Origin of the sequence: Streptomyces sp. RK62, assembly GCF_018070255.1 — a bacterium.
Taxonomy (GTDB): Bacteria; Actinomycetota; Actinomycetes; order Streptomycetales; family Streptomycetaceae; genus Streptomyces; species Streptomyces nigra.
Genome location: NZ_JAGPYD010000001.1, coordinates 64952 through 87192 on the forward strand (window position 1 = coordinate 64952; position 22241 = coordinate 87192).

The following is a 22241-nucleotide window of genomic DNA, read 5'->3' on the forward strand; positions in this document are numbered from 1 at the left end:
TTGCATACAGTCGACGAATACTGTATGAACCTTGTTATCCCGCATCCGGTGGGTGGTGTCCAGGGGGCGTGCGGCACTTTCGAGTCAGGAGCCGAAATGGACCTGTACGAACACCAGGCAAGGGAACTCTTCGCAGAACACGGCATCTTGGTGCCACGGGCGGAGGTCACGGACTCGTCCAAGGAAGCCCGCGACATCGCGCGCCGCCTCGGCGGCCGGGTCGTCGTCAAGGCGCAGGTGAAGACCGGCGGCCGGGGCAAGGCGGGCGGTGTGAAGCTCGCCGCGGACCCCGCGGCCGCCGAACTCACCGCCCGTCAGATCCTCGGCATGGACATCAAGGGCCACACCGTCGGCACGATCATGCTGGCCGAACCCGTCGACATCGAGGCCGAGTTCTACGTGTCCTATGTCCTCGACCGCGCGGCCGGCCGCTTCCTCGCGATCGCGTCCGCCGAGGGCGGCATGGAGATCGAGGAGGTCGCCGCCACCCGGCCCGAGGCCGTCGCGCGCATCCCCGTCGACCCCGCCGAGGGCGTCACCTCCGCGAAGGCCGGCGAGATCGCCCAGGCCGCCGGACTGCCGCCGCAGACCGTCGACGTCCTCGTCCGCCTCTGGGAGGTGCTGGCCCGCGAGGACGCCCTCCTCGTCGAGGTCAACCCGCTCGTGCGCACCGCCCAGGGGCAGATCCTCGCCCTCGACGGCAAGGTCACCCTCGACGACAACGCCCGCTTCCGGCAGGCCCGCTGGGGCGCCGACGGCGTCGAGCACGGCGACGCCCTGGAGGCGGCCGCCGCAGCCAAGGGCCTCAACTACGTCAAGCTCGACGGCGAGGTCGGCATCATCGGCAACGGCGCCGGCCTCGTCATGTCCACCCTCGACGTCGTCGCCGGCTGCGGCGCCCGGCCCGCCAACTTCCTCGACATCGGCGGCGGAGCCTCCGCGCAGATCATGGCCGACGGCCTCTCCGTCATCCTGTCCGACCCGGACGTGAAATCCGTCCTCGTCAACGTCTTCGGCGGCATCACCGCCTGCGACGCCGTCGCCGACGGCATCGTCCGCGCCCTGGACACCGTCCGGTTGACCAAACCGCTCGTCGTCCGCCTCGACGGCAACAACGCCGCCCGGGGCCGGGCCATCCTCGACGAGCACGCCCACCCGCTGGTCCAGCAGGCCACCACCATGGACGGCGCCGCAGCCCGCGCCGCCCGACTCGCCGCCGCCACCGCCTGAGGAGACACGACGACATGGCCATCTATCTCACCAAGGAGAGCAAGGTCCTCGTCCAGGGCATGACCGGCGGCGAGGGCATGAAGCACACCCGGCGGATGCTCGCCGCCGGCACGAATGTCGTCGGCGGCGTCAACCCGCGCAAGGCCGGCCACACCGTCGACTTCGACGACCGCGCTGTCCCCGTCTTCGGCTCCGTCGCCGAGGGCATCGACGCGACCGGCGCCGACGTCACCGTCGTCTTCGTCCCGCCCGCCTTCGCCAAGGCGGCCGTCACCGAGGCCGCCGACGCCGGCATCCAGCTCGCCGTCGTCATCACCGAGGGCATCCCCGTCCACGACACCGTCGCCTTCACCACCCACGCCACCGCGCGCGGCACCCGGGTCATCGGCCCCAACTGCCCCGGCCTCATCACCCCCGGCCAGTCCAACGCCGGCATCATCCCGCCCGACATCACCAAGCCCGGCCGGATCGGCCTGGTCTCCAAGTCCGGCACCCTCACCTACCAGCTCATGTACGAACTGCGGGACATCGGCTTCTCCACCTGCGTCGGCATCGGTGGCGACCCCGTCGTGGGCACCACCCACATCGACTGCCTCGCCGCGTTCCAGGACGACCCCGACACCGAACTGATCGTGCTCATCGGGGAGATCGGCGGCGACGCCGAGGAACGCGCGGCCGCCTACATCCGCGACCACGTCACCAAACCGGTCGTCGGCTACATCGCCGGATTCACCGCACCCGAGGGCAAGACCATGGGACACGCCGGCGCGATCGTCTCCGGCTCCTCCGGTACAGCCGCCGCGAAGAAGGAGGCCCTGGAGGCGGTCGGCGTACGGGTCGGCGGCACCCCCACCGAGACCGCGCGCCTCGTCCTGGACCGGCTCACCACCGGCGCGTGACGTCACTCATAGTCCACGCGCGCTCACTTACGGGTGAGCCCGCCCCTCGCTAGCGTCCCCCCAGCCATCTCTCCACCGCCCCCGACTGTGCACCGAGAGCGGAGAACCCTTGGCCACCACCCTCACCCTCAAATCCGGCACCTCCTGGGCCGACGCCTGGCAGCGCTGCCTCGCCGTCGCCCCGGAGGCGTTCCGGGACGACCGGGTCCTCAACCTCTGGAACGGCTCCTGGCAGGCGGACGGCCGTGCGCTGCCCGCCACCAGCCCCGTCGACGGCAGCCCCATCGCGGGTCCGCCCCGCCTGGACCGGGCCACCGCCCACCAGGCCGTACGCGCCTCGCTCGACCAGCACCGCGCCTGGCGGCACGTCCCCCTCGACGAACGGCGGGCCCGTGTCGCCGCCACCCTCGACGCCCTCGCCCACCACCGCGACCTGCTCGCCCTCCTCCTCGCCTGGGAGATCGGCAAGCCCTGGCGGCTCGCGACGGCCGACGTCGACCGCGCCATCGACGGCGTCCGCTGGTACGTCGACGGCATCGAACCGATGACCGCCGGCCGGTCCCCGCTCGACGGACCCGTGTCCAACATCGCCAGCTGGAACTACCCGATGAGCGTGCTCGTTCACGCAGTGCTGGTACAGGCCCTGGCGGGCAACGCGGTCATCGCCAAGACCCCGACCGACGGCGGTGTCGCCTGTCTGACCCTGGCCTGCGCGCTCGCCGCCCGCGAGGGGATCCCGGTCACCCTCGTCAGCGGCAGCGGAGGCGAGCTGTCCCAGGCGCTGGTGCGGGCGCCCGAGATCGGCTGCGTCTCCTTCGTCGGCGGTCGCGACACCGGCGCGGCGGTGGCCACGGCCGTCGCCGACCTCGGCAAGCGCCACATCCTCGAACAGGAAGGACTCAACACCTGGGGCATCTGGAACTACTCGGACTGGGACACGCTCACGACGGTCGTCCCCAAGCTCTTCGACTACGGCAAACAGCGCTGCACGGCCTATCCCCGCTTCGTCGTCCAACGCGAGCTGTTCGACGACTTCCTGGCCGCCTACCTCCCCGCGGTCCGCACCCTGCGGACAGGCCACCCGTTGGCCGTCGAACAACCCCACGACCCATACCCCAGCCTGGACTTCGGCCCGGTGATCAACGCCGCCAAGGCCAAGGAGCTCCACGACCAGGTCGCCGAGGCGATCGACCGGGGTGCCGTCCCGCTGCACCGCGGCCGGCTCTCCGACGCCCGCTTCCTCCCCGGCCAGGACACCTCGGCATACGTCCAGCCCGTCACCCTCCTCAACCCGCCCCGGTCCTCCCCACTGCACCACGCGGAACCCTTCGGCCCGGTCGACACGATCGTCCTGGTCGACACCGAGGCGGAACTGCTGGCCGCCATGAACGCCTCCAACGGGGCGCTCGTCGCCACGCTCTCCACCGACGACCGGGCGACCTACGACCGGCTGGCCCCGCAGATCCGCGCCTTCAAGGTCGGCCACGGCACACCCCGCTCACGCGGCGACCGCGACGAACTGTTCGGCGGCTTCGGCGCGTCCTGGCGCGGCGCGTTCGTGGGCGGCGACCTACTGGTACGCGCGGTGACGATCGGCCCGGAGGGTGAGCGCCTCCCGGGCAACTTCCCGGAGTATCAACTCCTGCCTTGAGGACGGGCGGGGGAGCGGCTGGCGGGGCTCGCCGGCACCAGTCCCTCCCCTGACCGTGGGCACCCGGACCGAACCGGGGCATCGGCGGGCCGGCCGGTCGGGTCCGGTCAGCTGATGCCCTGCCGGTCCGGCCGCAGCGCGAACTCCCGATCGGGGGCGTTCGGTGCCGAGGCCTCGACCGCCTGCCGCAACAGCTCCCGGTGCCGCAGCAAGGGCTCCCGCCGGTCCGGGAGAGCGAGCAGCAGCAAGTCGTCCAGCCCCGCCAGCAGTCGCCGGGTCACCTGGGGACTGTCGGCGCCGCACCCCCGTACCTCGGTGAACCCGAGATCCACCAACTCGTTCCACCCCGGCACGGGCAGCACCAGCCGCACGGCCCCGGCCCGGTCCCGGTGCACGGACTCGTCCAGCGGTCGCCGGGACAGCGCCGCGAGGAACTGCACGATCCGGTCGAGCGCCTGCACAGCCGTCGTCGGGTCGTTCACCGCCGGGGACAGGGCCCGCAGCGCGATGTCGCACAGCTGCCGCAGCCCGAAACCGAGGTCCTGGTGGTACGTCCGCTCCACACCGACCGACGCGGTACGGCGCAACGCGCCCGCCGGCGGCGCGGCCCCGCCGTGCACGGCCAGCAGCGGCGTGCCCGGCACCACGAAGTCCCCGATCCGCGGGACCAGCCGCAGCACGACCCCGTGCCGCCGCGCCACCCGCACCAGCCGCGCGACGTGCACGTCCCGCAACACCCCGGCCCGCCCGTCGTACGCCACCCACGCCGTCGGCTCACCGAGCCGGGACGCATCCTCACCACCCGCGGAGGGCGCCATCGAGGCCACCATCCGAAAGGACTCCGCGGCGATCCGCGCGATCACATGACTGATCCGCATGAGCCGCAGCGTGCCGTTCACGTACAGCACGAAGAGCAGCAGGCTCAGCGCGACCATGCACAGCGTGAGCACCGACTGCACCAGCGGCAGCGTCGTCACCTTCCGCGGATCGTCGGTCGTGTCGAACGACGTCAGCACCAGCAGACTGAGCACGAAGGTCGCGAGAAAGACGGCGAACGTCGCCTTGGTGATCCGGCTGCGCACGAAGAGCCGTACGACCCGCGGGGTGAACTGCCCGCTCGCCATCTGGACGGCGACCAGCGAGATGCTGAACACCACCCCGATGAAGGTCATCATCGCCGACCCGACGGCGTTCACGACGGTCTTGGTGTCCTCCGAGAACCGCAGCAGCTCCTCGAGGGACGCGTAGTCGCCCTCCTCCCGCAGCGCGTCCACGATCGCCGCGTCCAGCGCCTCCGCCGCCACCCAGACGAAGAAGACACCCACCATCGCGACGGTCGGCGCGAACCAGAACGTGTCCCGCAGATGCTCCCGGAACGGCGACAACGCCCGCGGCCGCCGTCGCCCCGCGGCCGGGCTCTGCGTAACCAGCCAGTCACTCATGGTGCGACCCTAGGCGCGCCGGGCCACGAGGTCCGGGACCCCCGCCCGACGGAAGGAAACGCAGGTGAAAGGCACTCCGAAAGCTTGGTATTGTTGTCCATGTCGCCGACGGGACACCCCGGCGCGGTGACACACACCTAGTCCGGGTGGCGGAATGGCAGACGCGCTAGCTTGAGGTGCTAGTGCCCTTTATCGGGCGTGGGGGTTCAAGTCCCCCCTCGGACACACAGTGAGACCGATACCGGTTGAGTCAGTGCGACTCGGCCGGTTTCGTCGTTTCCGGACGGTCTTCGAGCCACGTCGGCCACCCACCCCGCGGCCGCTACGATGATCGCCCGCCGGAGCCGCCAGGGGGAGCCCGCCGCATGACCACCACGGAGGCGCGGGGCGGGTCGGCTGCGGTGGGGGATGCGGCTCGCGGCGTCACCGGCCCGTTCTATGGGTACGCCGTGCTCGCCAACTCGCTGTTCCAGCGCGGCGTGTTCGTCCTCTATCTCCAGCAGCGCGGCTTCTCCGCCGGGCAGGTGGCCGTGCTGCAGACGCTGATCTACCTGGTCAGCGGGCTTGCGGAGCTGCCGACCGGCGTCATCGCCGACCGCATCGGCAGGCGCGCGAGCATCGTGATCGGGCAGGTGCTGATCGCCGTATGTCTGCTCGGGCAGGCGGCGTCCTCGCAGTACTGGGTGTTCGTGGCGCTGTTCATCGGCCACGGCGTGGGCATGGCCTGCGTGTCCGGTTCGGACACCGCCCTTCTGTACGACCTGCTCGTGCGGCGGGGTGCGACGGCCGGTTACGTGAGGATCAGGTCCCGGTTCACCATGCTCGGGACGGTCACCTCGGGAGTCGCCATCGTCCTCGGAGGTCAGCTGCAGCGGTTGTCGTGGGCGATCGTCTACGTTGGGTCCGCCGCGTGCCTCGTCCTGGCCGTGCTGGTGCTGATGGCGCGGGTGCCCGAGATCCGTGGCGCGGACGCCGTGGACGAGCAGGGCGGGACCGGCAAGGCGCACGTCGACACCACCGCGTGGCGGGCGCTGCTCCGGGTCGCTACGCCGGCGCTGCTGACGCTCGCCGTGGTGTCCGGACTGATGCACGCGACCCTGACGCCGTACATCATCTTCACGCAGCAGGTCCTGTCCGATCAGGGCGCGGGCACCGCACTCGTCAGTGTGGTCATCGCGGGGGGATTCCTCGCAGGCGGACTCGTTCCCCTGTTGTCCGGTCGCGCGGACCGGCGTCTCGGGTATCGGGTCGTCGTCCCGGTGTCCCTTCTGGCGCTCGCCGCGGCCCTCGGCCTCAGCGGCCTCGGCCTGGTGTGGGTCACCGTCACCGCGTTCCTCGTCCTGGTCGGGGTTCCCGAGATCACCGCGGTGCTCGTGGACAACGTCCTCAACGAGGCGGTGCCGTCCCGCCACCGGGCGAGCCTGCTGTCGATGATCGCGTTCGTGGAGTCGGTGCTGATCGGCACCGGCTATCTCGTCCTCGGCACGCTCATGGACGGGCTGGGCTCCGGCGCGGGCATGGCCGCCTACGCCGTCGTACCGCTGCTGGCGTGTCTGCTGTGGCTTCCGGTGCTTCTCCGACGGGCGGGGGTGGCCACCGGCACGGGGAGGTCCGCCGGCCAGAACACATCCTGAAACCGGCGGACCTCCCTTGTCTGCCGCATGGGGAAGACGGGGCGCTACTTCTCCAACTCCTCGTCCCGCAGCAGGTCACCCCGCAGGGCCTTGTCCGTGGCCCGTCCTATGACGGCGGTCGATCCGGCGTCCACTGCGCCCCCGACGACGCCGCCCAGAATGGGGACGCCCTTGGCGAGCGTGATCGCGGCGCGCTTCGTTCCGTACTTCGCGACCAGGTGTGTGCCGGCCTTCCTGTTGATCGCGCGGATCATGGTGATCGGAATCTTCTTGATCATTTGCTCGCCGAGTTTCTGGCCGACCTTCACCCCGAAGGCCGCCAGGACGCTCTGGGTGCTCATTCCGATCGCGAGCATCATCGCGACGGTCCGGGCGTGCGGGTCACGGATGTCCCACCCCCGGAGGTGCGCGATGCCGCCGGCCATCCGCATGTTGACGGTGACGGCAGCGGCAACGTTGGCGGGGAGTGTCACACCTGCGGTGATCAGCCCGCCGAGACCGGTGACGAAACCCTGAGTGCCGGCCGCGGCCACGGACTCTTTGATAAGCCGGGCGACGACCGCGTCGATGTCGTCCTTCATGTCCTCCGGAGACCGGCGCTCTTCGTCGTCCGGCGCCCGGTAGGCGTCCCCCTGCCGTCGCGACAGACGGTCCTCGGCCCAGACAACCGACCCGGTGATCGGGCCGATGCCCTTCACCATCACCTTCTCCGCGAGATCGGCGACCCATCGCCCCGTCTTCTCGACGGCCCCTTCGTCGGGCGTCTTGTCCTCGGCCCCCTCGTCAGGAGACTTCTCGTCGGCCATCACGCACCACCCCTCCTGCGGACTCTCCAGGTCGGAGCACCCCGCACTGCTGACCCGCCCACCCCTTGGTGTCACGACCCCCTCGCCGTGCCGCCCTTCACAAGTAGGGCGAAGCGGCTACACACTTCCACACGATGAAAGCATCGTCAAACGGCGATAGTTGGCCTGAATGTACCTTTCGGCTGTGGCTGGGGTCCGGCCATTAACCGGCGCCACAACCGGACTCCACGAGGAAAGGACTGGGTTGCCCCGTCCATGAGACGTACAGGCCGTCCCGGGCCCGCGTGCAGGCGACGAACAGCAGGCAGCGTTCCGCAGCGAGGTCGGCTTCGTGCTGAAGGCGGTCGACGTCTTCCGGCGTGACCGCGGAAGGGTTCGGCAGAGCCGCGTCGTTCACCCCGACGACGGCGGCATAGCGGTACTCGAGCCCCTTGAAGGTGTGCATGGTGCCCACGTTGACAGCGTCGTCGGTACGGGCCGCACCGGCCCGGACACGGCTTGCGGGGATTCCGGCTTTCAGCAGCGCGTCTCTGACCTTCTCGCAGGTCTTGTTGAAGCGCGCGCAGACCCCGATCTCGCCGTACGCCGCACCGCCGTCCACCCACTCCCGCACCTGCTCGACCAGGGCGTCGAGTTCGGCCTCCTCCGTAGCCGCCTCGTGGACGTATGGCCCGGAGCCGTGCAGGACGGAGCTGTACCCCACCAGGGTGTCGTGCCGCCCGCTGTCGGCCAGTTCGGCGAAGGGCCGGCCCAGAAGGAGACCTGTCGCCCAGCTGAGGATCTCCTGCGTGGAACGGTAGTTCTTGCGCAGCTTCGTCGAACGGCCCGCGACGTTGATGCCGAGGGCCTTCAGCGACACCCGGTTGTCGTAGATCCGCTGGTGCGGGTCACCGGCGATGAACAGATCGTCCGGCCGTGACGGGGCGGCCGCCCGCAGCATCCTCCACTGGACCGGGTGCAGGTCCTGCGCCTCGTCGACGACGATGTGCCGGTAGGCCGGGCCCTGCCCGGCCAGCAGGTCGGTGGCCTCCGCGCAGGTGCCGAGATAGGTGCGCAGTCCGTCCTCGTCCAGCCGCCGGGTGAACTCCTCCACGGTCCGCCACACCAGCGGTCGCGCACCGGAGGACAGGGCGCTGCCGCGGCCCCGCCGCTCGCAGCTCTCGTACGCCTCCTGCGTACGGATGTCCTGGGCCAGGACGACGTGCTTGTACTCCTGGGCGAGGAACTGCGGGGTTCCGGAGAAGCCGGTGGCCGCCGCGGCCTGTTCCCACCGGGCGGTCTCCTCGTATCCGTTGAGCGGCCGGCGAGACGTGTTCACCACACGTCCGGCGAAGGCGTCCACCGTCATGACGTCGACCCGGTCGCGGAGGTCCGGGTCGTCGACGAGCAGGCCGAGCCCCTCGGTGAGAGCGTCCACGAGCGCGTTGGTGAACGTGGTCAGGAGAATGCGGTCGCCGTCGCGCAGGTGCCGCAGCAGATGCCGCACCCGGTGGAGGGCGACGACGGACTTGCCGGTGCCCGGACCCCCGGTCACCTGGGCGGGACCGGAGAACGACGGGCGGTAGGCCACCTTGTGCTGGGTCGGGTGCAGGAAGACGCGCCAGGCGGCGAAGGGCTTGTCCAGGATGTCGCGCATCTCGTCGGAGTCCGAGACGACCGCGATGCGGGCGCGGCTGCGGTGGATCGCGGTCTCGTAGTCCGACGCGTCGACGGGGGCCGCCGGCGCGTGGGCGAGCGCGACGGACACCACGTCCCGCCAGACCTCCTCCACGGTGAACCCGGCCGCGAGGTACTCCAGCACCTCCCGCTGGTCCTGGGGGAAGTACGGCGCGAAGACCTCCAGCTGCTCCAGGTCGGTCAGCGCGCGGGCCTGCCGCAGCGTCGTACCGTCGATGCCGAGCGCCGCCATGTCCCCGTCGGAGACCTTCGCGAACAGCCGCCGGTCCGGCTCGGGCGCGATCCGCTCGTACGCGGGCGTCAGTTCCTCCAGAGAGGCGATGTCGCGGATCTCGACGGCACGGGTGACGGTGTTGATGCTCGACTTCTGCTTGACCGCCCAGGCGATGGCCTTGTCGTGCGGCATCACCCGCAGCAGCACGAACGTCTCACCGGACTCCGGCGCGAGGACCACGCCCCGGGTGCCCTGGTCGATCCGGATGGTGCGGATGTGCGGGTCACGCGCCTGCTTCAACGACTCCAGCTTCAGGCCGGGATCCTTGAACAACTGGTCCAGCGTGAGCCGCTCGAACTTCTCCCACGCCGAGAACACCCCTTCCCGGACGGTCCCTTGAAGCTTGCCGAGCTGAGCACAGAAACCGATGTCGAAGGCGAGGCGGGGCATGAGGCGATTCTCTCCAGGGTGACAGTGACCGGGGTCAAGAAGGCCGGGGGGGCCGATGTCGCGGACCGGGCTCAGCCCGCCGTGCCGTCGAGGTCGAGGCGCAGGACGGCAAGGGCTTCGGCGACCTCCACCGTCATCTCGTCCTCGGGGCCGTAGACCAGGTTCAGGTCGTCGTGAAGGGGTTCGAGGAGGGCGCGGGCCTCGTCGGCGCGGCCTTGGGCGAGGAGCAGCATGCCGATGTCGCGGCGCAGGACGACGGCGTCCTCGCTGGCGTCGCTGTCCACGTTCCGTACGACACCGAGGACGCTCTCGAGCGCGGCGAGGGCCTCGGTGACCTGGCCGAGTTCGGCGCGGCAGCGGGCGGCCTGGGCTCGGCAGTCCAGTGCGGCCCGGCTGGTGGGGCCGTTGATACGGCCGTAGGCCTCCGCCAGCGTCTCGAACTCGGGCAGTGCCGCACGGAAGTCACCCCCGAGCAGCCGGGCGCCGGCCCGCCGCGCGCGCAGGGCCAGCACCACCTTGTTCTCGGCGCCGAGGGCCTGTGCGGCGGGCTCGACGATCTCGCCCGCGACCTCGGCGGCCTGCGAGAAACGCTCCTCCTCCACGAGGGCGTCGTAGTGCTCGCGTGCCTCACGGATCTGCGCGCGCAGCGTCTCGGACAGGGGCGCGGCGGCAGGTACGGGCGAGGCCTCGGCCACTGCTGGGCCCGGCGTGCCCACCGATCGGCCGCGGCTGCGGGGCGCGTAGGGACGGCGGAACACCCCGGTCGGGTCCGGTGTCCCGGGCGGCACCGCCTCGTGCGGGGCGGGCTCCTCACCCGCCGCCGGCAGAAAGGGCCGCAACCGCTCGTACACCTCCTGCACGTCCGCGGGCCGGGCCTCCGGGGCCTTGCGCAGCAGATGCAGGACGAGTTCCTCCAGCTCGGCCGGTACGTCGGCCCGCAGCTGCCGCAGCGGTGCCGGCGGGGCGTTGACGTGCTGGAACATCACCAGGTACTCGCTGTCCGCGCTGAACAGCACGCGACCGCTGAGCAGTTCGTGCAGGACGCAGCCCAGCGCGTAAAGGTCGGCCTTCGGGGTCACCTGTCCGCCGCGGACCTGCTCCGGCGACATGTACTGGTAAGTGCCGACGGGGCTGCCGGTCGCGGTCAGCTTGGTGACGTCGGTCCGCAGGATGGCCGCGATGCCGAAGTCCAGCACCTTCACCGTCCCGTCGTGGGCGACGAGGATGTTGCCCGGCTTCAGGTCGCGGTGGATGACGGGTACCTCGTGCGCGTACGAGAGCACCGTGGCGACCTGCGCGGCGACGGCCACGGCCCAGCCGATGGGCAGCGACCGGTCCGGGTGGACGAGGTGGCTGAGCGGCACACCCTCGACCAACTCCATCACCAGGAACAGCCGGTCGTAGGAGTCCTCGTCGAGCACCGCGTCGTACACCTGCGGGACGCCCGGGTGCTGGATGCGGGCCGTGATCCGTGCCTCGCGCCGGAACCGCTTGGCCAGTTCCTCGGCGAGCTGCGGGGTGGCGGCGGCCTGCCCCCGGATCACCTTCACGGCGACCGGCCGGTCCAGTACGGCGTCGTAGCCGCGCCAGACCTCGCCCATCCCGCCGTGGTTGAGCTGCTCCAGCAGTTCGTAACGCCCCGCGACCGGCTTCTGCGGCACCCCTGCCCCCGTCGAGTCACCTCGCCGGCGAGCGATGGTTCGGCGCCGGTCCGACTGGTCGGGCACCAGTGTCGTCGCTGCGGGAACGTCAGTCCAGCCGAGGTGCTTCAGGAGCCCCCGAAGGGTGATCACAGGTGGCCGGCGGTGTCCTGTCCAGGAGGCGGGGAGGCCGGGAGTGACCCCGTTACGGACCGTCGCGCGGCCGCCGACCTGGACAGGCGGGCGAGCGTCAGGGGCATCGAGGGGGAGATGGGTGCCGGTGCCAGCGTGGGCCTGACGAGGGCGAAACCTCCGGGGAGGACGAGCCGCGCCCACACCGTCTTGCCCGGCCCGCCCTCCGCGCGCGGGCACCAGCCCCAACCGTCCGCGAGGGCCGCGACGAGCAGCAGGCCCCTGCCTCCGTCCCGGTCGTCCTCCGGACCGTCACCGAGGCCACCCGGCGCTTCGGGGGGAGCGCTCGGGACGGGCAGCCGCTCGGCGCGTGTGTCGGAGACCTCCACGAGCACAGTCGTGTCCCGTCCCATGAGTCGCAGCCTGAAGTCACGGCCGGGTACATGCCCGTGCCGGACGGCGTTGGCGCAGAGCTCGGCGACGACGAGGGCGACGGCGTCGTGCGGATCGCTGCCGTAGGGGACACCCCATGCGTCGAGCCGTGCTCCACACAGGTGCCGGGCGAGCCGGGCGCCGCGCCGGGTGGAAGTGAAGTCCATCGCGAAACGGTGAGTGGGGGAGCGCAGTTCGGGGCGGTCGGCCGAGTGGTGGGCCGCGGCCTCCGGGTCGGTGGTCATGACTCGTACGTTGCTCGTCACTCACCCTTCGCGCATAGAGGTGACGCGCCGTCACCGGCCCGTTGTACGTGCTGCGGCGAGGCCTGTACGTGACCTGCCGCGCCCGGGCGGTAGCGAGGAACGGCGCTCTTCTCGGTGACCAAGCCGAGGGCCGCCCGGTCGAGCGCATATGCCTCTGTTCCGGGAGCAACTGTGCGACTGGGCTGCTAACTTCGGGCGATCGGGCAGCTACGTTCTGGTGGCGAGGTCACCAGGACCGAACGAACGGGCGCAACGACGGTGCACATCTCACAGGTTCTGGACAAGGTCGAGGCCGGGGACATCGCGCTCCCCGAGTTCCAGCGCGGCTACGTCTGGACACGGGACCAGGTACGAGGCTTCTTCCAGTCCCTGTACCGGGGGTACCCGATCGGGGGTTTCCTGACCTGGAGCACCAAGGCGGACAGCGTGCAGACACGCGGCGGGGACTCCGGCCGCGACGGCACGATCCACCTCCTGCTCGACGGCCAGCAGCGCGTGACGACGCTCTACGGTGTCACCCGCGGCCGGCCCCCGGAGTTCTTCGAGGGCAACGCCTCCGCGCTCACGGGCCTCCACTTCCACCTGGACACGGAAGTCTTCGAGTTCTACGCACCGGCCAAGATGAAGGACAACCCGGTCTGGGTGGACGTCACCGCGCTCTTCCTCAACGGGCTGGGCAGCCAGCTTCTCGCCGTGACCGAACTGGCCAGCGGGGACGCGGGCCGTCAGGCCACCTACATCGAGCGCCTCAACCGCATCACCCAGATCAAGGACCGCAACGTCCACATCGACGAGGTGACCGGCGAGGACAAGACCATCGACGTGGTGGTGCAGATCTTCAACCGGGTCAACTCCGGTGGTACGAAGCTCACCAAGGGCGACCTGGCCCTGGCCACCATCTGCGCCGCCTGGCCGGCCGCCCGCCCCACCATGAACAAGGCCTTGGAGGAGTGGGCCGCCGCGGGCTTCTCCTTCAAGCTCGACTGGCTGCTGCGCAACGTCAACGCCGTCCTGACCGGCGAGGCACAGTTCTCCAAGCTCGCCGACGTGGAGGTCTCCGCCTTCCGCTCCGGCCTCTCCGAGACCATCGACGCCGTCTCGTACCTGCTCAATGCGCTCGGCGGACGGCTGGGGCTCGACCACGGGGCGGTACTGAACGGCCGCGTGGCCTTTCCGGTCATGAGCCGGCTGCTGCACAAGCACGGCGGTAGGTTCCCCGACGCTATGTCGCGCGACCGTCTCTTCTACTGGTACGTGCACAGCTCGCTCTGGGGCCGCCACACAGGAGCCACCGAGACCTACCTCAACCAGGATCTGGAAGCCGTGGACGAGGGCGGCGTGGACCAGTTGATCAGCGTGCTGCGGCGCAGCCGGGGTGGCCGTCTCGTGGTCGAGCCCGACGACTTCGTCGGCTCCAGCATGGGGTCGCGGTTCTATCCGCTGCTCTACATGCTGACCCGGGTCCACAGCGCCCAGGACTTCGTCAGCGGTGTCCCGCTGCGGGCGGGGATGCTGGGCCGGCTGAGCTCGCTCCAGGTCCACCACATCTTCCCCAAGGCGCTTCTGTACAAGCAGGACTACAGCCGGGCCGACGTCAACGCCGTCGCCAACTTCTGCTTCCTCACGCAGGACACCAATCTCAAGATCGGGGCGAGGGAACCGGTGGAGTACCTGGAGGAGATCGAGTCGCGTATGCCCGGGGCGCTGGCCAGCCAGTGGATCCCGATGGACAGAGATCTGTGGCAGGTGTCCGCCTACCACGACTTCCTCGCCGCCCGCCGTGAACTCCTCGCCCGTGCGGCCAACGACTTCCTCCAGGGCCTCCACGACGGGCCGTACCCGGCGGCCGTCGCGGACCCTCGCCCCGGTCCGGGCGTGGCTCCGTCCGTGGTCGCCCTGTCCGGCACGGCGCGCGCCGACGCGGCTGAGGAGATCCCCGGCCTGGGCGCGCTCCTGGCCGAGGCGAGTGAGGCCGACCTCGCGGCACCCGAGCTGGACAGCGAGGTCAGCGACCCGGCCACCGGGGCCGCGATCGTGGTCGCTGCCGCGTACTGGCCGCAGGGGCTCCGCGCGGAGGGCGGGATGCCGGTCGTCCTCGCGCCCGACATGACCGAGGAGGAGCAGGCGGCCTTGGAGGCGGGTGACTACCGCATCTTCCACAGCACGGACGCGCTGCGGGCCCATATCCGGAACCTGCGTGCCGAGGACTGAGGAGCGAGGTCGGAGCGACACGATGAGCAACGACGACGGGGTGGCGCAGCGGCCGGAGGACGAACCGGGGACGGGCGTCGTCGCGGCCTTCGGCAAGCAGCTGAAGCTGCTGCGGGTCCGCGCGGGGCTCGACCGGGCGGAGTTCGGGAAGCGGGTCGGGTACGCGGCCGAGTCCATCGCGTCCATTGAGCAGGGGCGCCGGATTCCGCAGCCTCGGTTGGTGGAGCGGGCGGATGAGGTGTTGAAGGCCGGGGGTGTGCTGGTTGCGCTGAAGGAGGTTCTTGCGCGCGCCCAGTACCCCGCGTTCTTCCGGGACATGGCTCGGCTGGAGTCGGAGGCGGTCGAGTTGTACTCGTACGACACGCTGCTCGTCAACGGGCTCATGCAGACCGAGGAGTACATGCGTGCCGTGCTGGCCATGAGGCGCCCACTGCTCGACGAGGCGACGATCGAACTGCGTGTTGCGGCCCGCCTTGCACGACAGGAGATCTTCATCCGGTGGCCTGCTCCCCTGCTGGGCTTCGTGCTGGACGAGTCAGTCGTGCGTCGGACCATCGGCGGACGTGACGTGCTGCGTGGACAGCTCGAACAGCTCCTGCTGATCGGGCATAAGCGCAACGTCGAGCTTCAGGTCATGCCCATGGATCGCGACGACAACGCGGGTGTGGACGGCCCGTTCACGGTCATCGTCCGCAAGAGCAACGAACAGCTCGTGTACACCGAAGTGCAGGGTCGCAGCCATCTGCAGACCGACCGGGACGAGACACGGCAGGCTTCCGCGCGCTATGGAATCATCCGGAGTCAGGCTCTCAGCCCGAGAGAGACCCTGGGATTCATCGAGAAGCTGCTGGGAGAGCTATGAACACCGTCGACGTCTCAGGCCACGTCCTCGAAGTCGCCTGGCGCAGGAGCAGCTACAGCGGTGCCGAGGGCGGTCAGTGCGTGGAGGTGGCCGCCACGGCAGAAGCGATATGGGTACGGGACTCCAAGAACCTGACCGGCCCTGTACTCACCGTTGGTCAGGCCGCTTGGACCGGGTTTCTGGAGTCGGCTGTGAGTAGCTGAACAGCGCGCGGGTCCGGAGGGTTCCGGCGCACGGCGGAACCCTCCGGTCACGCACTACACGTCGTCCAAGCCCTCTTCGTTACGGATCATGCGCCAGGCCGCGCGGCGGGCGCTGCGGTCCAGGTTGGACTTGAAGCTGCGGTCGGCGCCGAAGTAGCGCTTGCCGAGGGTGTCGATGGTGGACACGTGGTCCATCATGTTCTCCTCGAACTTCTTGTCGAAGACGATGCCGAAGTTCTCCTCGTCGTTGACGAGGGCGGCGGCCCGCACCTTCGGGTCCTTCTTGGTGGCGTTGAAGGCCGGGAGGACGTCCTCCTCGGTGAACTCCGTTCCGAACTTCGCGTTGAACTTCTCGATCAGCTCGGACAGCAGTGACTTCTCGGCATCCTTGCCGCCGCCGACACCATCACCGAACCCCTTGAGCTCGGCGGGGCCTTCGGGGGTGAGGGACACGTCGTGCTCGCCGGTCTTTTCCACGCGCAGGTGACTGAGGTCGACTTCCCCTATGTCGACTCCACCGTCTGCCAGCCGCGGGAGGCGGTTGAGCAGGTGGCGGCCGTAGAGGTACAGCCGCTCCAGCTCGGCGTCCTGGTACGGGACGATCTGCGCGAGGAACCCGTACTTGCGCACGTAGTCGTTGAGGTTGGCGCGGAACTCCTCGGCAGCCTCAACGTCCTCCTCCTCCTCGCTTTCCAGGAGGTGGGTGAAGCGGGTGACGGCGGGGGAGAGGAGCCGGTACAGCTCGGCGTGCAGCTTCTCCCACTTGGCCTGGTTGCCGGCCGCCTTCGCCTCCGCTTCGATGTACGCGGCGACGAACTGGTCCATGTCCTGCTCCGAGATGATCGGCGCGGACATGACGCGGCTCTGGGCCGTGTAGAGCAGGTTCGGGTCCGAGGGGAGGGTGTGCGCCTCCTCGAAGTACGGGCGGAAGGCGTCCTGGATGTCCTCGGCCTCGTTCACGAAGTCGAGGACGGCGAGGTCGGCCTGGGACTTGCGCTCGGCGGTGCGGTTGAGGCGCGAGAGGGTCTGCACGGCGGCGATGCCGGTCAGCGTCTTGTTCACGTACATCGTCGTGAGAAGCGGCTGGTCGAAGCCGGTCTGGTACTTCTCGGCGACGACCAGGATGCGGTACTCCTGCTGTCCCTTGCCGCCGGCCTTCGCGGCCTTGTCGTCGGCGCGGGTGTAGGCGAAGGCCTTCGGCAGCGCCGCTTCCGAGAGGCCGCCGTTCTCCTTGACTTCGGTGGTCTCCTCGCCGTCGACGGTGAGGGAACCGGAGATTGCGACCAGGACGCCGAGGTCGGGGTACTTGGTGTCGTAGCCGACGTCGGCGATGTAGCTGCGGATGGCCCGCGCCATCTCTACGGCGGACAGCCGGGACGCCGTGACCACCATCGCCTTGGCACGCCCACCGAGCCGTCCGCGGGTGTGGCGCACGAAGTGCTCCACGATCACCTGGGCGTGCTGGGACACCGTGTGCTCGTGCATGAGCGCGAACCGGGCGAGCTGGCTGTTCGCCTTGGAGGGGTCCACCTCCTTCTCGTCGCGGTTCAGGTTCGCGAGCTTCCAGTACGTGTTGTACGTGACGTAGTTGCGCAGCGGATCGAGGATGAAGCCTTCCTCGATGGCCTGGCGCATGGAGTAGGTGTGGAAAGGGCGGTAGACGGCCTTGCCGTTCTCCACGCCCTCCGTGCCGAAGAGTTCGAGCGTCTTGGACTTGGGGGTGGCCGTGAACGCGAAGTAGGAGAGGTTCGCGGCACGGGAACGCGCCACGGCCTTCGCCTTCAACTGCTCGTCCACGGTGACCGTCGTCGCGCCCTCGTCGTCCGAGTCCGCGTCCAGGCCGAGGTCGCGTAGTGCGGACTTCACGGCGGTGGCCGCGTCGCCGGACTGTGAGGAGTGCGCCTCGTCCACGATGATCGCGAAGCGGGTGCCCTTGATCTCCGTGGGGTTGCGCTTGATGTAGTCCAGCAGCGCGGGGAACGAGTGCAGGGTGACCGTGACGATCTTCCCCGTGTCGCGGGAGAGTGCGCGGGCGAGCTGTTCGCTCTTGGCGCCGTGCTTCTCGTCGACCTTCACGACCAGGCCGTCCGTCTGCGAGAAGCTGCCGACCGTCGCGGAGAGCTGAGCGTCCAGGGCGCGGCGGTCGGTGATGACGATGACCTTGTCGAAGACCGGCTCACCCGGCTTGATGCGTCCCTCGGCCAGGGCCTCCGGGTTGAGGATGTGCGGGTCCATACGGGCGTGCAGGTCACTCAGGCGGTGGGCCAGCCAGCCGATCGTGTTCGACTTGCCCGAGCCGGCGGAGGCCATGATCAGGTAGTTCTGGCCGGCGCCGTGCATCGAAGCGTGTGCGGTGAGCTTCTTGACGACGTCCCACTGGTGGAAGCGCGGGAAGATCGTCGACTTGGTCGTGCCGCCGCCGGGCGTCTTGTGCTTCTGCTGGTGCACGAAACGCTGAAGCAGGTCGAGCCAGTTGTCACGCTCCCAGACCTGTTCCCAGAGGTACGAGGTGGCGTACGTGCCGTGCGCGGTGGGCGCGGGGTTTCCGGCGCCGCCGGGCTGGCCGGGGCCGTTCGAGCCGGTGTTGAAGGGGAGGAACTGGGTTGCCTTGCCTCGGAGTTGCGTGGTGACGAACACGAGGTCCGGGTCCACGGCGAAGTTCGCGACGACCCGCCGCGTGAAGATCAACTCCGTTGGGTCGCGGTCGGTCCGGTACTGCTCCTTGGCCTGCTCGACGCCCTGGCCGGTGAGTGGGTTCTTCAGCTCGGCGGTGGCGACCGGGATGCCGTTCAGGAACAGGGTGAGGTCGAGCCTGTGGCCCCAGTCGGCCTGCTTGGTGGCGTACGGGAGTTCGCGCACGACGGTGAGGCGGTTGGCCCGGTAGCCGTCGAGGACGGATTCGGCGGAGATCAGGTTGGGCTTGAAATAGGCGACGCGGAGCCGGACTCCACGGTCCTTGACTCCATTCCGGAGTATGTGAAGCAGCCCGTCATCGGCAATGGCCCGGTCCAGTCGCTGCGCGAAGCCGCGCTGAGCCTCGTTGGGGTTGCCGCCATAGACGGTGAGCAGTTCGTTCCACTCGTCGGGTTGGGTCGCCCCGATGAAGGTGAACAGCTCGTTGGTGTCGAGGCCGAGATCGGGGCGGTAATCCTCGGGATTCGCTTCGCGCCAGCCTCGCTTGCAGAGAGCGGCGATGATGGCGGCACCGAAGGAGGACTCGTCGTGCACGGGGCTCATACGGTCACTCCTTCGGTGACGTTGCGACCGCTGGCGGTGGAGATGTCGAACTGGCCGGTTACGGCGGCGGTGATGAGGGCTTGGCGACGTTCATTGAGCAGAGCGATCTGGCGTTCGGCGACGTGTCGCAAACGATAAGTTTGCGCGCTGCTGCGTTGGATTTTCTTGACGAGTTCGGCCTGCTGAACGCGGTCGGCGCGAGGGATCGGCCAGGATTTGATGTCTTCGCTTCGTAGCTTGACCATTGACTGCGATGAGCCACGGGCTACAGCTTCGATCAATGAGCGAGTCCGACCGCTCAAGGCCACATGCATCAAGAAGTCGGCGCTCATCGACTCAGTCAGTCGGACGCGGTAGATCAGGTCGGGGAGGAGAAGGTGAGATGAACTGGAGTCCACGATTGCGGCATCCCCTACAAGGCCTGGCGTGTTCGCTCGGGTAATGAGTAGGTCACCTGGGGAAACCTCAAATTCCCTGTTGGGGGTGACGGTGTCTGGTAGCCGCTTGTTCTCGGCCGAGTTGAAGACCCCATGTTTCACGGCGCTCAGCTTGAGAACACCCCACTCGCCCGACTCTCGTGGTACTGCATCACATTGAGGACTGTCCCCCTGCTCGATTCCCTGTGTAACCCGCCTAAGGGGAATCTCTCCTTCGGAGGAGAACAGTTCGTTGATGAGCCCGTCACGCAGCGCGTTATCGCGCTCATGTGACAGTTGAACGAGCTTGCTCCGAAGGGTGATCATCCGATCGATGCGCGCGCTTTCGGTGTCGAGGAAGTCGGCAGTTCGGCGCTGCTCGTCCAGTGACAGCAATCGCATCGAAAGGTGCATAATATCCTCGGGCGCCACTCGCTGGTGACTGCGGGTAACAGACTGAACTTGAGAGTCCAAAGTTTGGCGCGTTGTCTCAGACTGTAGGAAGTAAGCCAGGAAACGAGGATCGAGTTCGGTCCCAGGGATGATTCCCACGAATTCTGTGGACGAGACGATGGGGAGCGGTGAGGCAGTGACGGTCAGTACTCGGCTCTTTCGTGGGTTCAGCTTGCTGACCAACACCTCCTCGCCGTGCAGTCGAAGCTTCGCGGACTTGATTGAATCAGTTGTCTCGATCTGGCCCGTACCTGTCGCATCAACAGCTGGGATGCTGTAGTGGACCACATGATCGCCAAGGTCGGACGGATCAACAACTATGCGAGTCTCAGTTGCGACCGACCAAAGTGGCACGGTTCGCCTGCTGGTTGGCTTCATTCCGTTACCTCCCCCAACAGCCCCTGAATTTCGGCCTCCAGCGCCTTCAACTCCGCATCGATCTCAGCCAACGGCCGCGGCGGCTCGTACACGTAGAAGTGCCGCGTGAACGGGATCTCGTACCCGATCTTCGTCTTGCTATGGTCGATCCACGCGTCCGGGACGTGCGGGTGGACCTCGCGCTTCACGTACTCCTCGATGTCCTCGCCCAACGGCACGTTCTCGTAGTCCCGGAGTTCCGAGTCCGGCTCGGGCTGGCCCTTCACGAGCTGGACCTCACCCTCCGGGTCCCGCACCCCGATCGCATCCCGTAGCGCCTTGTTGAACGGGGCACCGCTCGGCCAAGTCGCGCCGGCCTCCACCACCGCGTCCTTGAGGGCGATCCACGCCTCCTGCTTGGTGTCCCAGCTCGTGACCTGCATAGACTCGAAAGCGTCGAACATGACCGAGGCCTGCGGGAGCTTCTGGATGACCTTGGAAGCCTCCAGAGCCGCCAGCGTCTCCTCGGTCAGCTCGAAGCGCAGCTTCAGCGGGCGTTCCACGGTGATGCGCTGGTAGCCGAAGTCCTCGTTCCTGAAGACCTTCACCTTGCCGTGCAGCGGGTGCTCCGGGTCGTTCACGACCGACAAGGCCTCGCCGTACAGCTCCACCACCGTGCGGATGTGCTCCTTGCCCAGCGCCTTGCGCTTGTCGCCGAGCGACTTGCGCATCTTCTCCCACTGGTCGCGGGCGTCCAGCAGCACGACCTTGCCCTTGTGGTCGGGACTCTTGCGGTTGGTGAGGATCCAGAAGTACGTGGAAATGCCAGTGTTGTAGAAGAGCTGGTCCGGCAGGGCCACGATGCCCTCCAACCAGTCGTTCTCCAGGATCCAGCGGCGGATCTCCGACTCACCCGAGCCCGCCGCACCCGTGAAGAGGGGCGAGCCGTTGAAGACGATGGCGATGCGTGAGCCGCCCCCGCCGTTCACGTCGATCGGCTTCATCTTGTCGATCATGTGCTGGAGGAAGAGGAGCGAGCCGTCGTTGATGCGGGGCAGGCCCGCGCCGAAGCGGCCGGCATCCCCCAGCGACTTGTGCTCGTCCTCGACCGCCTCCTTGACCTTCTTCCACTCCACGCCGAACGGCGGGTTGGCGAGCATGTAGTCGAAGGTCTTGCGGGCGTGGCCGTCGTCGGAGAAGGAGTTGCCGAAGGCGATGTTCTCCGGGTCCTGGCCCTTGATCATGAGGTCGGACCGGCAGATCGCCCACGACTCGGGGTTCAGCTCCTGGCCGTACACCTCCACCGTCGCGTCCGGGTTCAGCTCGGTGATCAGGTCGTCCATCGCCGAGAGCATGCCGCCCGTGCCGCACGCCGGGTCGAGGACCGTACGGACCGCACCCGGCAACTGCAGCGCGTCGCCGTCCGGGGCGACCAGCAGCCGCACCATGAGCTGGATGACCTCGCGCGGGGTGAAGTGCTCACCAGCCGTCTCGTTCGACTGCTCCGAGAAGCGGCGGATCAACTCCTCGAAGATGTAGCCCATGTTGTGGTTGGGAACGACCTCGGGGCGCAGGTCCAGGTCCGTGAACCGGCCCATGACCTTGTAGAGCAGGTCGGCGTCGTCGAGCTTCTTGATCTGCTGGGCGAAGTCGAAGCGCTCCAGCACCCCGCGCGCGTTGTCGGAGAACGCGCCCACATACACCTGGAGGTTCTTCGCCGCGTTCTGCGGGTCGGCCGCGATCTTCTTCAGCGTCAGGCGGGACCGGTTGTAGAAGGAGTGGCCCGCGGCCCGGCGCAGAAAGCGATCCGGGTCGATGCCGCTGTCCTTGTGCTGCTCGGCGATCTCCGCGACCTTGTCGCGCGTCGGCTCCAGGACGCACTCCAGGCGCCGCAGCACCGTGAACGGCAGGATGACCTTGCCGTAGTCGGACTGCTTGTAGTCCCCCCGCAGGAGGTCGGCGACGGACCACGCGTGGTTCGCCAACTCCGTGTGCTTGCTGCTGTTCAAGACTTCTTCCGTTTCCCTTC

The 22241-nt window shown here is 68.7% G+C and carries 15 protein-coding genes and 1 tRNA gene; 8 read left to right on the forward strand and 8 right to left on the reverse strand.

Annotation, left to right across the window (positions count from 1 at the left end):
* Window positions 1-96 precede the first annotated feature (96 nt).
* From sucC to KBY32_RS00275, 3 genes are all read left to right on the forward strand, one after another.
* Entirely contained in the window at window positions 97-1230 is a 1134-nt protein-coding gene (gene sucC, locus KBY32_RS00265; RefSeq protein WP_210978358.1) for an ADP-forming succinate--CoA ligase subunit beta, read from the forward strand.
* Window positions 1231-1244: 14 nt separating this feature from the next.
* Window positions 1245-2129 carry a succinate--CoA ligase subunit alpha gene (sucD, locus tag KBY32_RS00270; RefSeq protein WP_055619281.1) on the forward strand — a complete coding sequence of 295 codons (885 nt, stop codon included), beginning with the start codon at window positions 1245-1247 and terminating at the stop codon, window positions 2127-2129.
* Window positions 2130-2238: 109 nt separating this feature from the next.
* Entirely contained in the window at window positions 2239-3780 is a 1542-nt protein-coding gene (locus KBY32_RS00275) for an aldehyde dehydrogenase family protein (protein ID WP_210978359.1), read from the forward strand.
* Window positions 3781-3887: 107 nt separating this feature from the next.
* On the opposite strand, the gene KBY32_RS00280 is transcribed toward KBY32_RS00275, so the two are convergent.
* Window positions 3888-5222, reverse strand: coding sequence for a DUF2254 domain-containing protein (locus KBY32_RS00280; protein WP_210978360.1), 1335 nt, complete (start codon window positions 5220-5222; stop codon window positions 3888-3890).
* Window positions 5223-5362: 140 nt separating this feature from the next.
* Between KBY32_RS00280 and KBY32_RS00285 the strand changes: the two genes are divergently transcribed.
* Both KBY32_RS00285 and KBY32_RS00290 read left to right on the forward strand, forming a co-directional pair.
* Window positions 5363-5447 (forward strand) — tRNA-Leu (locus tag KBY32_RS00285).
* Between the two features lie 140 nt (window positions 5448-5587).
* Window positions 5588-6856: an MFS transporter gene (locus KBY32_RS00290; protein WP_210978361.1), complete on the forward strand. Its 1269-nt coding sequence runs from the start codon at window positions 5588-5590 to the stop codon at window positions 6854-6856.
* 44 nt (window positions 6857-6900) lie between these two features.
* On the opposite strand, the gene KBY32_RS00295 is transcribed toward KBY32_RS00290, so the two are convergent.
* The 4 genes from KBY32_RS00295 to KBY32_RS35905 all read right to left on the reverse strand — a co-directional run bounded on the left by KBY32_RS00295 (window position 6901) and on the right by KBY32_RS35905 (window position 12452).
* A complete protein-coding gene (locus KBY32_RS00295) occupies window positions 6901-7662 on the reverse strand; it encodes an EcsC family protein (RefSeq protein WP_210978362.1) in 762 nt (253 codons plus the stop codon).
* Window positions 7663-7864: 202 nt separating this feature from the next.
* Window positions 7865-10003, reverse strand: coding sequence for a UvrD-helicase domain-containing protein (locus KBY32_RS00300; protein ID WP_210978363.1), 2139 nt, complete (start codon window positions 10001-10003; stop codon window positions 7865-7867).
* A 71-nt stretch (window positions 10004-10074) separates the two neighbouring features.
* Window positions 10075-11604 carry a serine/threonine-protein kinase gene (locus tag KBY32_RS00305; protein ID WP_247688898.1) on the reverse strand — a complete coding sequence of 510 codons (1530 nt, stop codon included), beginning with the start codon at window positions 11602-11604 and terminating at the stop codon, window positions 10075-10077.
* A 188-nt stretch (window positions 11605-11792) separates the two neighbouring features.
* Window positions 11793-12452 carry an ATP-binding protein gene (locus tag KBY32_RS35905; protein WP_374224874.1) on the reverse strand — a complete coding sequence of 220 codons (660 nt, stop codon included), beginning with the start codon at window positions 12450-12452 and terminating at the stop codon, window positions 11793-11795.
* A 279-nt stretch (window positions 12453-12731) separates the two neighbouring features.
* On the opposite strand from KBY32_RS35905, the gene KBY32_RS00315 reads away from it, so the two are divergent.
* From KBY32_RS00315 to KBY32_RS00325, 3 genes are read left to right on the forward strand one after another with little or no spacing between them, the layout of a single operon-like run.
* On the forward strand, window positions 12732-14684 hold the full coding sequence (locus tag KBY32_RS00315) for a DUF262 domain-containing protein (protein WP_210978365.1): 1953 nt from the start codon (window positions 12732-12734) through the stop codon (window positions 14682-14684).
* 22 nt (window positions 14685-14706) lie between these two features.
* On the forward strand, window positions 14707-15546 hold the full coding sequence (locus KBY32_RS00320; protein ID WP_210978366.1) for a helix-turn-helix transcriptional regulator: 840 nt from the start codon (window positions 14707-14709) through the stop codon (window positions 15544-15546).
* Entirely contained in the window at window positions 15543-15749 is a 207-nt protein-coding gene (locus tag KBY32_RS00325) for a DUF397 domain-containing protein (RefSeq protein ID WP_210978367.1), read from the forward strand. Before KBY32_RS00320 ends, KBY32_RS00325 begins: the two co-directional genes overlap by 4 nt.
* A 54-nt stretch (window positions 15750-15803) precedes the next feature.
* Here the strand turns inward: KBY32_RS00325 and KBY32_RS00330 are convergent, their stop codons facing one another.
* The 3 genes from KBY32_RS00330 to KBY32_RS00340 are packed head-to-tail and all read right to left on the reverse strand — an operon-like array spanning window position 15804 to window position 22221.
* The gene (locus KBY32_RS00330; protein WP_210978368.1) at window positions 15804-18986 is read right to left on the reverse strand and encodes a type I restriction endonuclease subunit R; all 3183 of its coding nucleotides are present in this window, start codon (window positions 18984-18986) and stop codon (window positions 15804-15806) included.
* On the reverse strand, window positions 18983-20233 hold the full coding sequence (locus KBY32_RS00335; protein ID WP_210978369.1) for a hypothetical protein: 1251 nt from the start codon (window positions 20231-20233) through the stop codon (window positions 18983-18985). The genes KBY32_RS00330 and KBY32_RS00335 overlap by 4 nt, the downstream gene beginning before the upstream one ends.
* A complete protein-coding gene (locus tag KBY32_RS00340) occupies window positions 20230-22221 on the reverse strand; it encodes a class I SAM-dependent DNA methyltransferase (protein WP_210978370.1) in 1992 nt (663 codons plus the stop codon). The genes KBY32_RS00335 and KBY32_RS00340 overlap by 4 nt, the downstream gene beginning before the upstream one ends.
* Window positions 22222-22241: the final 20 nt, after the last annotated feature.

Bases quoted from the DNA above. Each gene is read 5' to 3' on its own strand.
- sucC (WP_210978358.1), top strand. From the start codon at position 97: ATGGACCTGTACGAACACCAGGCAAGGGAACTCTTCGCAGAACACGGC.
- KBY32_RS00305 (WP_247688898.1), bottom strand. From the start codon at position 11,604: ATGGGCGAGGTCTGGCGCGGCTACGACGCCGTACTGGACCGGCCGGTC.
- KBY32_RS00335 (WP_210978369.1), bottom strand. From the start codon at position 20,233: ATGAAGCCAACCAGCAGGCGAACCGTGCCACTTTGGTCGGTCGCAACT.
- KBY32_RS00320 (WP_210978366.1), top strand. From the start codon at position 14,707: ATGAGCAACGACGACGGGGTGGCGCAGCGGCCGGAGGACGAACCGGGG.
- KBY32_RS00295 (WP_210978362.1), bottom strand. From the start codon at position 7,662: ATGGCCGACGAGAAGTCTCCTGACGAGGGGGCCGAGGACAAGACGCCC.
- KBY32_RS00290 (WP_210978361.1), top strand. From the start codon at position 5,588: ATGACCACCACGGAGGCGCGGGGCGGGTCGGCTGCGGTGGGGGATGCG.
- KBY32_RS00330 (WP_210978368.1), bottom strand. From the start codon at position 18,986: ATGAGCCCCGTGCACGACGAGTCCTCCTTCGGTGCCGCCATCATCGCC.
- KBY32_RS00280 (WP_210978360.1), bottom strand. From the start codon at position 5,222: ATGAGTGACTGGCTGGTTACGCAGAGCCCGGCCGCGGGGCGACGGCGG.
- KBY32_RS35905 (WP_374224874.1), bottom strand. From the start codon at position 12,452: ATGACCACCGACCCGGAGGCCGCGGCCCACCACTCGGCCGACCGCCCC.
- sucD (WP_055619281.1), top strand. From the start codon at position 1,245: ATGGCCATCTATCTCACCAAGGAGAGCAAGGTCCTCGTCCAGGGCATG.
- KBY32_RS00300 (WP_210978363.1), bottom strand. From the start codon at position 10,003: ATGCCCCGCCTCGCCTTCGACATCGGTTTCTGTGCTCAGCTCGGCAAG.
- KBY32_RS00325 (WP_210978367.1), top strand. From the start codon at position 15,543: ATGAACACCGTCGACGTCTCAGGCCACGTCCTCGAAGTCGCCTGGCGC.